Raw genomic sequence first — 13502 nt, 5'->3', positions numbered from 1 at the left:
TCGTCGCCCGCGCCCTTGGCCAGTGCCTCGACGGTCACATCGTTGAGACCGAGATTGAGCACCGTGTCCATCATGCCGGGCATCGACGCGCGCGCGCCGGAGCGGACGGAGACGAGAAGCGGGTTCTGGGCATCGCCGAAGGTGCGGCCCGTGAGACGGCCCACGAATTCAAGAGCCTTCTCGACCTGCCCTTTGAGCTCCTGCGGATAGGAGCGGCCATGGTCGTAGTAATAGGTGCAGACTTCCGTGGTGATCGTGAAGCCCGGAGGAACCGGCAGCCCCAAATTGGACATTTCGGCGAGGTTCGCCCCCTTGCCCCCAAGCAGGTTCTTCATCCCCGCCTGGCCTTCGGCCTTACCGTCACCGAAGGTGTAAACCCACTGCGTCATCGCTAGACCCCTTGGCTCGTCATACGCCCTGCTGCAGCGCAGGTGTTGGCTTGAAACATATGGAACCGAAACGCAAGCTGAACAGCCGAGGTTCCTTCATTACAAAACAAAGAAGAGGACTAGTCAATTCGGAGGGACAGCCCTTCCCGCTCCCGGTCGGCGTCTTGGCCGGATAACAAAAAAGCGGCCCGAAGGCCGCTTCTGATCTTACACTCGGTAGCGCCCGTTGCGCTTCACGTAGACCGTGGTGCCGACGGGCACCCGCTCGTAGAGGTCCACCACGTCCTCGTTGAGCATGCGCACGCAGCCCGAAGAGAGCTGCTCGCCGATGCTCCAGGGCTCGTTGGTGCCGTGGATGCGGAAGAGGATGTCGCGACCGTCCTGATAGAGGTAGAGGGCGCGGGCGCCGAGCGGGTTGTCGAGACCGGCCTCGCGATGCACCGGCAGATCCGGCTTGATGCTCTTCATGGTCTTGGTGGGACTCCAGGACGGCCACACGCCCTTGCGGCCGACGGAAGCCACGCCCTTCCAGGAGAAGCCCTGCTTGCCGACGCCGACGCCATAGCGAATCGCCTTCTTGTCGGGCTGCACGAGGTAGAGCATTCGCTGGTCGATATCGACCACGATGGAGCCGGGCCTCTCGGGACCCTCGTAGCTCACGGTCTGGCGGGCGTATTTCGCATCCATGCGGCGGCGGTCGACGAGCGGCACGTCGAACGGCTTGTCGGGCATGGAGCCGATATACCAAGCCGCGTCTTCAATGGCTGCGGCCTCGACAGGCGCGGGCTGCTGAGCGGTTTGGCAGGCGGACAGAGAAGCGCTCAGCAGAGCGCCGAGAATCAGGCGTCGGATCATCGTTTAAGTCTACCGTTAAGGTGTTGCCGACTACCTAGGCCCGCGAGGGGCCTTTGGCTGTGCCCCTCGTGCAACACCTTAATGGGAACTAGCTCTGTCACCCTTCGATCCGGGAGAAATCCGCCACCGTACGGGTCGCCTCGCGGATGCTGTTGAGGAGACGCAGGCGGTTCGCGCGAAGGCCTGCATCCTCCGCATTCACCGTCACCTTGTCGAAAAATGCGTCCACGGGCTGGCGCAGACGGGACAAAGCCCGCATCGCGCCCTCGAAATCTTCCGATTCGACAGCTTTTCTGGCTTCTTCCTTCGCCCCGTGGAGAACGACGGCGAGCGCCTTCTCCTCGATCTGGCCCTGATCGTTCACGATTTGGAGATCGGGCGCCTCGTTGTAGGCGCGACCGTCCTTCTTCTCCTCGATGCGCAGGATGTTCGCCGCGCGGCGATAGCCGGCGAGCAGATTCGCACCATCCTCCGTGTCGAGGAAGCGGCCGAGCGCTTCGACGCGGCGGACGATCATGAGCAGGTCGTCCTGGCCTTCGAGCGAGAACACCGCATCGATTAGATCGTGGCGCGCACCCTGATCGCGCAGATAGACCTTCAGGCGGTCTGCGAAGAAGGAGAGGAGATCGAGCGCGCGCATATACATGATGCGCGCGAGGCTCTCCGCATTTCCCAGCTGCCGCTGGCGGAAGATGGCTTCGATATCCGGAAGCGCCGGATGCGACACGAGCGACGCAAAGGCGCTGTCCTCGATAGCCTCGACGAGCTTCTTGATCTGCAGAAATTCCTCGAAGAGCACATCCTTCGCATCGCGGGCGAACGGCTTCGCAAGCAGAGAGATCAGCGGCAGCTTGATGTTGTTCTCGAGCACGAGCCTGATCACGCCGAGTGCCGCGCGACGCAGCGCATAAGGATCCTTCGATCCTGTCGGCTTCTCATCGATGGCCCAGAAACCCACGAGCGTATCGATCTTGTCGGCGAGCGCCACGGACACCGACACAGGATCGGTCGGCACGCGATCGGACGGGCCAAGCGGCTTATAGTGTTCTTCGATGGCTGCGGCGACGGACGGGTTCTCGCCCTGGAGCGTCGCATAGTAGCGGCCCATGAGGCCCTGCAACTCAGGGAATTCGCCGACCATCTCGGTGACGAGATCGGCCTTGGCGAGACGCGCAGCGCGCTCGGCGAGAGTCACATCGGCACCGACGATGGGAGCAAGCTCCTTGCTAAGCGCGGCGATGCGCTCCACGCGCTCGTATTGCGTGCCGAGCTTTTCGTGGAACACGATGGCTTTGAGCTTCTCGAGACGATCTTCGAGCTTCACCTTCTGGTCGGTCTCCCAGAAGAACTTGGCGTCGGACAGACGTGCGCGCACCACGCGCTCGTTGCCGCCGATGATCGTCTTGCCGCCATCCGTTGCAATGAGATTCGAGGTGAGAAGGAAACGGTTCGCGAGCTTGCCGGTCTTCGGATCGCGCAGCACGAAGCATTTCTGGTTCGCCCGGATGGTGGTGCGGATCACCTCCGGCGGAATGTCGAGGAAGGCGTCATCGAACGAGCCCATGAGCACCACGGGCCATTCGACAAGCCCGGCGACCTCTTCGAGCAAGCCTTCGTCCTCGACGAGTTCGAGGCCTTGCGCGAAAGCGAGGTCCTTCGCGTCGTGAAGGATCATGTCCTTGCGGCGATCCGCATCGAGCACGACCTTCGCGCGTTCCAGCGCAGGCACGTAATCGTCGAAGCGCCTCACGCGGATCGGGCCAGAGGCGAGGAAGCGGTGGCCGTAAGTGACATCGCCGGACACGGTTTCATCGACTTCGAAGCGGACAACCTCCGGATCTTCAGTCTCGGGACCGAAGGTGCAGAGGATCGATTGCAGCGGACGCACCCAGCGCAAGCTTCCGGCCTCACGAGACGCCACGCCCCAGCGCATCGATTTCGGCCAGGGAAACGTCTTGATGATCTGCGGCAGGATCTCGGCCAGCACATCCGTCGTCGCGCGGCCGGGCTTCTCGATGACGGCGATGTAGAACTCGCCCTTCTTCGGATCACTCTCGATCTTCGCCTGGTCGAGCGAGGTGAGCCCCGCCCCCTTCAGGAAGCCCTGGATCGCCGCATCGGGCGAGCCGACGCGCGGACCTTTACGCTCCTCGCGCACGTCCTGGCCCTTCACGGGCAGGCCCATGATGGTGAGCGCAAGGCGGCGCGGCGTGGAGAAGGCCTGCGCGCCCTCATAGAGAAAGCCGCGCTCCACGAGCGCATCGGTCACAAGCTTCTTCAGATCCTCCGCCGCGCGGCGCTGCATGCGGGCAGGGATTTCTTCGGAAAAGAGTTCAAGCAGAAGATCGGGCATGGGAGAATTGAAATCTGAGTGTTGAGGGAACGGGTGAGCGCGTGGCGTTAAGCAGCCACGCCCCCGCCCTCGGTCTTCAGCCATGCCGCGCCGCAGGCTTTCGCCAGTTCACGAACACGCAGGATGTAGCTCTGGCGCTCGGTGACGGAGATCACGCCGCGCGCATCGAGCAGGTTGAACACGTGGCTGGCCTTGATGCACTGGTCGTAGGCCGGCAGCGCCATGAGATGGCGGCTGTCGTTGGAGCTTTCCTCAGGCTCGCCCGCTTCCAGATACTTGCGGCAGGCAGCCTCCGCGTCGCGGAAGTGCCGGAAGAGCATCTCGGTGTCGGCGTATTCGAAGTTGTGGCGTGAATATTCCTGCTCGGCCTGCAGGAAGACATTGCCATAGGTGACCTTCTGGTCACCCTCCAGGCCGTTGAAGTTGAGATCGTAGATCGACTCCACGCCCTGCAGATACATGGCAAGACGCTCGAGGCCGTAAGTCAGTTCGCCGGCGACCGGCGAGCATTCGAAGCCCGCCACCTGCTGGAAGTAGGTGAACTGCGACACTTCCATGCCGTCGCACCAGCATTCCCAGCCAAGGCCCCAGGCGCCGAGCGTCGGGCTTTCCCAGTCGTCCTCCACGAAACGGACGTCGTGGACCGCGGTGTCGATGCCGATAGCCTGGAGCGAACCGAGGTAGAGCTCCTGCAGGTTCGGCGGGTTCGGCTTCAGGATCACCTGGAACTGGTAATAATGCTGAAGGCGGTTCGGGTTCTCGCCGTAGCGGCCGTCCTTGGGGCGGCGGGAGGGCTGCACATAGGCCGCGCGCCAGGGCTTGGGACCCAGAGCCCTCAAGGTCGTGGCCGGGTGGAAGGTGCCTGCGCCGACTTCCATGTCGTAGGGCTGGAGAATGACGCAGCCCTGCTCCGCCCAATAGCGCTGGAGCGTGAGAATCAGGCCCTGGAAAGAGCGCGCAGGATTCATGTGCGCGGGTTCGCTCGTCATAATGGCATCCGATCAATGCGAAATCATGCGAACCCTTGGGATGCCGGGCGGCTCAAGTCAAGCGCAGGGTGCTCATAGCCCCAATCGCGCCCAGGCAGCCCTCTCCTCCAGCGCCCCCACCACCTCGATGGGATCGATGAGGCTGCCCCCGGTCACGGCCCGCCGGCCGAACAGGCGGCCCAGCAGCGGTGGACGGGCGGGCTCGATCATGCGGAACTGCACATCCTCGCCGAAGCGCTGGCGAATGATGGTGCGGATATCGCCCAGACCATCGATGAGGCCGAGATCGACCGCCTCCGCCCCCACCCAGAAGGCGCCGGAGAAGAGATCCTCATAAGAATCGTTGAGCTTCGCCCCCCGGCGACTGCGAACAAGCTCCACGAAGACCTCATGAATCTTGCGCTGGAGACCTTTCAGACGCGCCACGTCCTCGGGATTTTCTGGCCTGAACGGGTCGAGCATGGCCTTGCTCTGGCCCGCCGTATGGACGCGCCGCTCCACGCCGATGCGGGCGATCAGCTCCTGGAAGCCGAAGCTTGCCGACACCACGCCGATGGAGCCCACGATGGAGGCCGGATCGGCATAAATCTCATCCGCCGCGCAGGCGATCATATAGCCGCCAGAGGCCGCCGCGTCCTCCACGAAGGCGAGAACCGGGATTTTCTTTTCCTCCGCATAGGCTCGGATGCGCTTGTAGATCAGGTGCGACTGGGCCGCCGATCCGCCGGGCGAATTGATGACGATCGCGATGGCCGCCGCGCCGGGCACGGAAAATGCCCGCTCCAGCATGGAGGCCACGTTCGAGATGGCCAAACCTGAGCGGAACGGCATGACGGCCCCGATGGCGCCCGACAGGCGCAGGACCGGCACGATGGGAGTGCGATAGCTGCGATATCGACTTGGAAGAAGGAACTGAAGACGAGCCGGAAGCATGGAGGAAAGAGATGTCTGAGCCATGGCCTTCATGTAGTGCGTGCGGCGGAGCTTCCCAAGATGAACATTCCGTTAGGGAATTTTTCGGGTTTCGTTCAGTTAAGACCGACTAAAGATCGAGCATGGACAACATCCAACCCAAGCGCCGCTTCAGGCAAGACCGTGAGCGGCTCAGGAGAGTTAAGATGCGCAAGCTGCTTATCGGCCTTCTTGGATTTGCTACCCTTGGCCTTGGCGCCCTGTCGGCTCCGCAGGCTGAGGCTCAGCCCTATTACGGCGGCTACGGTTATGGCTACCGGGCCCCCGCTGTGGAATACCGCGCCGGCCCCGTCACCGTCCGCGAGGTGCAATACCGCCGCCCCTATTACGGCGACCGCCGCGTTTATCGCCCCTACCCGGCCTATCGCCCGACTCGCGTCGTCCGTCGTTGCTGGGTCGAGCGTCGGCGGGTCTGGAACGGCTACCGCTGGGCCCGTCGCCCAATCGAGGTCTGCCGAACGGTTCGCCGGCCCGGCTATGGCTATCGTTGGTAATCCTGCAAAAGGGCGCCCTCCGGCGCCCTTTTTCATAAGAGATCGGCTTCTCCCAGGTGCAGCGCTTGGGCCTGAGGCGTGAAGCGCCCATCCGGCCCGTTGAGAATAAGAGGCGGCAGAATACCCAAAGGGGCGCGACTGCCCTTGATGCCTGAGATCACGACCCGGATGGCAGGCTTCTCGGCGCTCGGATGCACGAAGCGCAGCGCGATTCCCCCCAAAGGACCGTCCAGGCCCTCCAGACACTCGGCCACCCGATCGGCCCGGTGGATCAGGACCAGCTTGCCCTTGGGCTTGAGCAGGCTCAGGCACACCTTGAGCCAGGCCTCCAATCCTCCCGAGGGAAGCGCATGAGCAGCCGCCCTCCCTTGATCGGGTGAGATTCGCGCCTGCCCTTCTTCCAGGAAGGGCGGGTTGGTCAGCACCAGATCGGCAGTTTCAGGATAAAGGCCCGCTTCCCGGCGGGAGGCCTTGCTCAGGAGGTCTGCGACGAAAACCTCGGCCTCGATCCCGTTCTCCCGGCAATTCCGACGGCAAAGCTCCGCAAGGTCGGCGTCCTGCTCCACGAAGGCGAAATGAGCCCCCCTCTCCCGTGCTGCGACCATGAGGCCGACGGCGCCGGTGGAGGCGCCCACATCCAGCACCCCGTCTCCCGCTTTTACGGGTGCGGAGGCTGCCAGAAGCACGGCATCCGTACCGGCCCGGTGCCCTTTGACGGGCTGAGTCAGGTGCACGCGCCCGCCCAGCAAGCAATCTCTTGTGATCTCACTCATGATCTCACTCATGGCGCAGCTCGCCTCCGAGACCCGCCTCCCGGATCAGGCGCCGCGCCTGAGCGGCGTCGTCATCGGGCACCAAAAACCGCCGGGGGAAGGCACCGATCATGCCCTCCAGAGCACTCATATGCATGTCCGCGACCAGAACAGGGATATTGGCGTTCTCCAATAAGGATTGTAGGAAGCCTACCAGAACGAGATCGTTGGTGCGGACGATTTCGACCATCGGCGGACAACCTTCCTCTGCGGTAAGCGTTTGCATTGCTGCATGGAAAATGCCATGCCACGGTGAATGATATTCCTACCGGCCATGCCGGCCGGCAACCCGGGTTTGAGACGTGGGCGTCGTCGTTCCTTTCGAAGATAAGCATCCTGAAAAGAATGCGGGCATCGAGAAGCTCGTCTCCCTTGTGGCCGCCGACATGCAGCGGGTCAATGCGATGATCCTGTCGCGCACGGGGTCCGAGGTCACCATGATCCCGGAGGTGGCCAACCACCTCATCTCCTCGGGTGGCAAGCGCCTGCGCCCCATGCTCACCCTCGCGACGGCCAGCCTCTCGGAATATGTGGGCGATGGGCATGTGAAGCTTGCGGCCTCGGTCGAGTTCATGCACACGGCCACCCTCCTCCACGACGACGTCGTGGACGAAAGCGACATGCGCCGGGGCAAGATCGCCGCCCGCATCAAGTGGGGCAACGAGGCAAGTGTGCTCGTCGGCGATTTCCTGCTGGGCCAGGCCTTCCGCATGATGGTGGAAGTGGGCTCGCTTCGCGCCCTCGACATTCTCTCCGCCGCCGCAACCGTGATCGCGGAGGGCGAGGTGATGCAACTCGCCGCCGCCAAGAACACCGAGACGACGGAAGACGAATACCTCGCCGTGATCCGCGGCAAGACGGCGGAGCTCTTCGCCGCTGCGTGCGAAGTCGGCCCGGTGCTCGCCAATCGTCCCAAGGCCGAGCAGGCCGCCTGCCGTTCCTACGGCATGAATCTCGGCATCGCCTTCCAGCTCGTGGACGATGCCCTTGATTACGGCGGCAAGGCAGCGACGCTCGGCAAGAACGTGGGTGACGATTTTCGCGAAGGCAAGATCACACTTCCCGTCGTCCTCTCCTTCCGCCGCGGCTCGGCAGAGGAGCGCTCGTTCTGGAAGCGCGTGCTCGAACAGGGTGATATTCGGGACGGCGACCTCGAACAGGCGATTGCCATCATGCGCCGCCACAAGGCGCTGGAGGACACCGTCGAGCGCGCTCGCCACTATGGCTCCATGGCTCGCGATGCGCTCGCCCTCTTCCCCTCGAGCCCCATGAAGCAGGCTTTGCTCGAAGCCGTCGATTTCTGCATTGCCCGCGCCTACTGAGCATAGCAGATCTGTTCTTTATACAGAACAATTCGGTTGACATAAAAATCAGTCGATATAAAACCATCCTTGTCTTGAGGCGGCACACACCACCTCAAGGTCGCGGCGATTTGAGACGAGCAGCTTGCCCCGCGTGATCAAAGGCTAAAGCGCCACGAGCGGCCTCCGCCTCGTGGTTCACGAGGATCGACGGGCTATGAGGCGACTTATCTCCGCAATGGCATTCATGCCGAACCCACAGCCTTCACAGGCCGGGCGGTGTTGTCGCTTCGGCGCCTGATCTTCCTTTCCCACCCCGAACCACATGTCCGGCTTCGTGTTGAAGCCCAGACGGCTTTTGCCTGAAAGGTACTCCCATGTCCGTTTTCACCCGTCGCACGATTCTGACCGCGACCTTCGCACTCGGCACCGTTCTCGCTGCGACGCTGCCTGCTGCCGCTCAGCAGAAGAGCATCAAGGTCGGCGTCATGTCCGGTGCCGAGGAAGAGGTCGCGCAGGTCGTCAAGAAGGTGGCAGCCTCCAAGGGCCTGAACGTCGAACTCGTGCCCTTCTCCGATTATGCCCTCGTGAACGAGGCGCTGGATCGCCAGGATCTCGACGCCAATGCATTCCAGCACAAGCCCTATCTCGATGCGCAGATCGCGGCGCGCGGCTACAAGATCGTGCCCGTGGGCTTCACCTTCGTGCAGCCGATCGGGCTTTACTCCACGAAGGTGAAGTCCGTCGCCGACCTGCCGAAGGGCGCGAAGATCGGCATTCCGAACGATCCGAGCAACGGCGGCCGCGCGCTCAACCTGCTCGCTGCTCAGGGCATCATCAAGCTGAAGGAAGGCAAGGGCCTGTTGCCGAGCCTGCTCGACATCGCCGAGAACCCGAAGAATGTGCAGTTCTCGGAACTCGACGCTGCGCAGCTGCCCCGCGCCCTGCCCGACCTCGATGCGGCCGTGATCAACACCGACCACGCGCTCAATGGCGGCCTCGACATCCGCAAGGACACGATCGCGGTGGAGAAGCGCGAAGGCAATCCTTACGCGAACTTCGTCGCCGCCCGTCAAGGCGACGAGAACCGTGCGGAGATCAAGACCTTCGTTCAGTCCTATCAGTCTCCCGAAGTCGCAAAGTTCCTGGAAGAGCGCTTCAAGGGCGCCATCATCCCGGCTTGGTAAGTGGCTGTTACAACGCCATTGATAATCTCTGGACGTCATGGCCGGGCTTGTCCCGGCCATCCCGTTTCTATGAGGCTCAGTGGCCTTCGGAGCGTGATCACCGGCACAAGGCCGGTGATGGCGGAAGCGGATCGGATTACCGTAGAAACCTACCGGAGCCTCGTCGCCTCCACCCACCAGTCCGGTCTCCTGCCGAGAATGGAGCGAGCCGCATCCGCCGCGCTTTGAGAATCCTCATACAACCCGAAGACCGTCGCGCCCGAGCCTGACATGCGCGCAAGGCGGCAGCCCTCGGTCCGGGCGACGAGCTCAAGCGCCTCCCCGATCACTGGCTGCACGTTAAGAGCAGGTGGTTCGAGATCGTTGCGTGCGGCTTTCAGATTTCCGAGCAGGGAATGGGCAGAAGTCATCTCCAGAACAGGATGCCACGCAGCGTCCAAGGGTTGCCCAGGCTGCAATCCAAAGGCCTTGAAAACGGCAGGCGTTTCGACCGGAACACGGGGATTGACCAAAACGGCAAGGAGAGGCGGCAACGCCAGTGCGGGCCCGAGTTCCTCCCCGATTCCACGCATCATGCGTGCTTTGGGCTCAAGGCAGACCGGCACATCGGCACCCGTCAAACAGGCTGCTTCGCGCATAGCAGGATGTGACAGCGGCAGGTCATTGAGCTCGGCCAGCAGCCTCAAGGCAGCGGCCGCATCAGACGATCCTCCACCGATTCCGGCGGCAACGGGCAGATTCTTCACGAGATGAAAGGCCCCCATTTTAAGCCCCTCGACGCGCTCGGCGAGGAGCCGGGCCGCCTTCAGCACGAGATTATCCGCATCGTTACCTGCAAGTGCCGCTGTCGGGCCGCTGACCTCAAGGGAAAGACCGGGTCCTGGCACGAGTTGCAGTTCATCACCCGCCTCTGCAAAGGCCACGAGGCTTTCGAGCTCATGATAGCCATCCGTCCGTCGCCCCAAGACATGGAGCGTCAGGTTGATCTTGGCGGGTGCGCGGGTGGCAAGAGGCTGCGACATGCCCCTTCCATGCCCGAGAGCAAGAGGGATGGGAAGTAATATTCTCCCCCGTCATCCCCAGGCTTGTGCCGGGGATCCGCGTCTTCAAACCACAGTGGCCCAAGGCGTGGATGGCCGCAACAAGTGCGGCCATGACGAGGAATAAAACAGGCCGATCAGGTTCACCCGCCGTTCTGTGCCGCCGGCACCGGCGCCGGAGCAGGCGTGCTCTCGGCTGCCGTCGGGTTCTTCTCCACCTCGTCGAGACCGTGATCGATCTTGCGAAGGATCTTCACGAGGTCTTCGTGCTCGGGATCCGAGTTCTTGGCGTGGTCCCACTGGAACTTCGCCTCGATCTTGCGACCGATCTTCCAATAGGCGTCGCCCAGGTGATCGTTGATCGTCGGATCGCCGGCCTTCAGCTCCACGGCCTTTTCGAGTTCGCGCACGGCGTCCTCGTAGCGGCCCAGGCGGTAATAAGCCCAGCCGAGGGAATCGATGATCATGCCGTCGCGAGGCGCGAGCTCGACCGCCTTGGTGAGCATCTTGAAGGCTTCGTCGATGTTCTCGTTCCGGTCGACCCAGGAATAGGCGAGATAGTTCATCACCTGCGCCCTGCCGGCGGGCAGGCCATCGGGCACCAGCTCCAGCGCCTTCTTCAGATCGGCCTCGGCCTTGTCCCACTGCTTCGCGCGCTCATAGGACGTGCCACGATAGAAGAAGAGGATCCAGTGGCCGCGCTGCGGCGTGCCGACGAGCTCGATGGCCTTGGCGTAGGTCTCGGCTGCTTCCGCGAACTTCTTGCGCGAACGCTGCACATTGCCGAGGGCCATGACGACCTCGACATCGTCCGGGCGCTCCTTCATGAGCTTGTCGAGATAAGCCATGGCATCCTCGCCGCGACCCATCTGCTCATAGTTCTGACCGATGGCGATATCGGCGCTCGTGCGCACGGCTGAGTCCTTCGGCACGCGGTCGAAGATCGTGTTGGCCTGCTCGAACTGCTTCAGGCGCTCATAGACGTCACCGAGAGTGATGAGAGCCAGGGGATGGTCCGGTTTCAGATCGAGGCCGAGTTGCAGGTAGATGATCGCCGTCAGCTCGTCTCCTTGAGTGTTGCCTACCACGCCGAGACCGTAGAGCAGCTCGGCCGCGCCGTCCTGGGCATTGGTGACGAGCGGCGTGAGGGGCTTGTTCTCTTCCAGCGCCTTCAGGGCCGCCTTGACGATGGGATGGCGCGGAGCCAGCTCGTCGAAAGCCTTGTAGACGGCGATCGCCTCGTCCTTCTTGCCGCGCTTGGCCAGGAAGCGGCCATAGGCATCCACCACCTGAAGCGTGTTGCGCTCGCCTTCGTAGGCCGCCTTGAAGCGCTTCTCGGCCTCGGCGGCATTGCCCACCACATCGGCGATCAAGGCCGCATGGTATTCCCGGAACTGGTTGAAGGCGCGCTCGCTCTTGAGCTTGTCGACGGTCGCCAGAGCCTGCTTGCCGTCCTTGGCGCCCGCATAGGCCCAGGCCGTCAGAAGCGTGGCCGTCAGATCCGCCTGCCGGCCCCGCGCTCCCTTGGCGAGCCGGGCGCGGGCATCGGCGAATTTCTGCGCCTTCAGGGCGCGGACAGCGAGGGCGAACTGAGCCAGGTTATTGGACGAATCGCGCGCCGACAGGCGCTCGGCGACCCGATAGGCCTCCTGCATGGAGCCGCTGGCGAGGAACGCCACGAAGCCCCGCTCCAGAAGCTCCTGATTGCTCGGATCCTCCTGGATTGCCTCACGGAAATACAGCGACGCGGCCTCCGTATCGCGGGCGGAACCGGCCACGTAGGCTGACAGGAAGTTGCCCTCGAGACTCTGCGCAGGCCTCAAAACCTCATTCGGGTCCGGATTGACCGCCAAGGCCGGCGAGGCCAGAAGGCCAGCCGCCATCAACACAAAAGCAGGCAAACCCTTGCGGGCCAAAGGCAATTTGAACGTGGGCACGAAGCGCGGCTCCAATCATCGCGACATCTCAGGGTAAGGATATGGGGAGATGTGCGCCAAATCAGGCCGGAGAATGGCGTTTCCCTGTAGCGGTCGCAAGGGGAAGATTGACGCTCCGCGCGTAAAAGCCGCGTGAGGGTTGAAATTTGGCTTTCTGCCGAGGCGATGAACGGGCGGGCCCTCCGCGTCATGCCCGGCCTTGTGCGGGGTATCCACGCCTTCTACTGCAGCAAGGCCCAGAGACGTGGATGGACGGGTCTGATCCCCGGATCGAGTCCGGGGATGGCCATGACGGTGAGACTAAAAGCTTTACATATTGATGTAGTTCGGCCCGCCGCCGCCCTCGGGCGTGACCCAGTTGATGTTCTGGTTCGGGTCCTTGATGTCGCAAGTCTTGCAGTGGACGCAGTTCTGGGCGTTGATCTGGAAGCGCACGCCCCCTTGATCCTCGACCCATTCATAGACGCCTGCCGGGCAGTAGCGTTGCGAGGGGCCGCCATAGACATCGTGCTCCGATGCTTTTTGCAGGCTCATGTCCTTCACCTTGAGGTGGATCGGCTGGTCCTCCTCGTGGTTCGTGTTGGACAAAAACACCGAGGAGAGCTTGTCGAAGGTCAGCACCCCGTCGGGCTTGTCGTACTTGATCGGCTTCACCTGGGACAGCGGCAGCAGGCATTCATGGTCCGGCTTGCCGTGCTTCATGGTGCCGAAGAACGACCAACCGAGCAGCTCTGTCATCCACATGTCGAGACCGCCCAACGCGACACCGGCAAAGGTGCCGAACCTCGACCAGAGCGGCTTCACGTTGCGCACGCGCTTGAGGTCGTAGCCGATCGGCGAGGAGCGCCAGGCGTCCTCATAGGACGCGACCTCGTCATTGGCCCGGCCCGCCTGCAGCGCCGCGAAGACGTGATCGGCGCAGAGCATGCCGGACAGCACCGCGTTGTGGCTGCCCTTGATGCGCGGCACGTTCACGAAACCGGCCGAATCGCCGACGAGGCAGCCGCCCGGGAAGCTCAGCCGCGGCACGGATTGCCAGCCGCCCTCCATGATGGCGCGGGTGCCATAGCCGATGCGCTTTCCGCCCTCAAACACGTCGCGCACCATCGGGTGCGTCTTGAAGCGCTGGAACTCGTCGAAAGGCGACAGGGTCGGGTTCTTGTAATTGAGGTG

At 63.0% G+C, this 13502-nt stretch carries 13 protein-coding genes; 3 read left to right on the top strand and 10 right to left on the bottom strand.

Annotation, left to right across the window (positions count from 1 at the left end):
- The 5 genes from AA309_RS29345 to AA309_RS29325 all read right to left on the bottom strand — a co-directional run.
- A partial coding sequence (locus AA309_RS29345; RefSeq protein ID WP_047192561.1) for a PEP/pyruvate-binding domain-containing protein occupies positions 1-389 on the bottom strand: 389 nt, incomplete at its 3' end.
- A gap of 207 nt (positions 390-596) precedes the next feature.
- Complete coding sequence (locus tag AA309_RS29340) at positions 597-1244, bottom strand: L,D-transpeptidase (protein ID WP_047192560.1); 648 nt, start codon at positions 1242-1244, stop codon at positions 597-599.
- Between the two features lie 97 nt (positions 1245-1341).
- A complete protein-coding gene (glyS, locus tag AA309_RS29335; RefSeq protein ID WP_047192559.1) occupies positions 1342-3597 on the bottom strand; it encodes a glycine--tRNA ligase subunit beta in 2256 nt (751 codons plus the stop codon).
- A 47-nt stretch (positions 3598-3644) separates the two neighbouring features.
- Positions 3645-4586, bottom strand: a complete 942-nt coding sequence (locus tag AA309_RS29330; RefSeq protein ID WP_047192558.1) for a glycine--tRNA ligase subunit alpha — start codon at positions 4584-4586, stop codon at positions 3645-3647.
- 72 nt (positions 4587-4658) lie between these two features.
- The gene (locus AA309_RS29325) at positions 4659-5543 is read right to left on the bottom strand and encodes a S49 family peptidase (protein WP_047192565.1); all 885 of its coding nucleotides are present in this window, start codon (positions 5541-5543) and stop codon (positions 4659-4661) included.
- A gap of 161 nt (positions 5544-5704) precedes the next feature.
- On the opposite strand from AA309_RS29325, the gene AA309_RS29320 reads away from it, so the two are divergent.
- A complete protein-coding gene (locus tag AA309_RS29320; RefSeq protein ID WP_052955082.1) occupies positions 5705-6052 on the top strand; it encodes a hypothetical protein in 348 nt (115 codons plus the stop codon).
- A gap of 32 nt (positions 6053-6084) precedes the next feature.
- Here the strand turns inward: AA309_RS29320 and AA309_RS29315 are convergent, their stop codons facing one another.
- Both AA309_RS29315 and AA309_RS29310 read right to left on the bottom strand, forming a co-directional pair.
- Positions 6085-6825 (bottom strand): tRNA1(Val) (adenine(37)-N6)-methyltransferase, encoded by a 741-nt coding sequence (locus AA309_RS29315; protein WP_047192563.1) that lies wholly within the window; start codon positions 6823-6825, stop codon positions 6085-6087.
- Between the two features lie 4 nt (positions 6826-6829).
- Complete coding sequence (locus AA309_RS29310; protein WP_047192557.1) at positions 6830-7054, bottom strand: putative signal transducing protein; 225 nt, start codon at positions 7052-7054, stop codon at positions 6830-6832.
- Between the two features lie 112 nt (positions 7055-7166).
- Between AA309_RS29310 and AA309_RS29305 the strand changes: the two genes are divergently transcribed.
- Positions 7167-8186: a polyprenyl synthetase family protein gene (locus tag AA309_RS29305; protein ID WP_047192556.1), complete on the top strand. Its 1020-nt coding sequence runs from the start codon at positions 7167-7169 to the stop codon at positions 8184-8186.
- Between the two features lie 356 nt (positions 8187-8542).
- Positions 8543-9352 (top strand): MetQ/NlpA family ABC transporter substrate-binding protein, encoded by an 810-nt coding sequence (locus tag AA309_RS29300; protein ID WP_047192555.1) that lies wholly within the window; start codon positions 8543-8545, stop codon positions 9350-9352.
- A gap of 149 nt (positions 9353-9501) precedes the next feature.
- Here the strand turns inward: AA309_RS29300 and AA309_RS29295 are convergent, their stop codons facing one another.
- The 3 genes from AA309_RS29295 to AA309_RS29285 all read right to left on the bottom strand — a co-directional run.
- Positions 9502-10374: a 4-(cytidine 5'-diphospho)-2-C-methyl-D-erythritol kinase gene (locus AA309_RS29295; RefSeq protein ID WP_047192554.1), complete on the bottom strand. Its 873-nt coding sequence runs from the start codon at positions 10372-10374 to the stop codon at positions 9502-9504.
- A 161-nt stretch (positions 10375-10535) separates the two neighbouring features.
- Positions 10536-12329 carry a tetratricopeptide repeat protein gene (locus AA309_RS29290; protein WP_052955083.1) on the bottom strand — a complete coding sequence of 598 codons (1794 nt, stop codon included), beginning with the start codon at positions 12327-12329 and terminating at the stop codon, positions 10536-10538.
- 309 nt (positions 12330-12638) lie between these two features.
- A partial coding sequence (locus AA309_RS29285) for an electron transfer flavoprotein-ubiquinone oxidoreductase (RefSeq protein ID WP_047192553.1) occupies positions 12639-13502 on the bottom strand: 864 nt, incomplete at its 5' end.

The organism is Microvirga vignae, from assembly GCF_001017175.1.
Lineage (GTDB): Bacteria > Pseudomonadota > Alphaproteobacteria > Rhizobiales > Beijerinckiaceae > Microvirga > Microvirga vignae.
The sequence above is the reverse complement of the archived record's forward strand: the minus strand, read 5'-3'. Positions and strand labels throughout refer to the sequence as shown.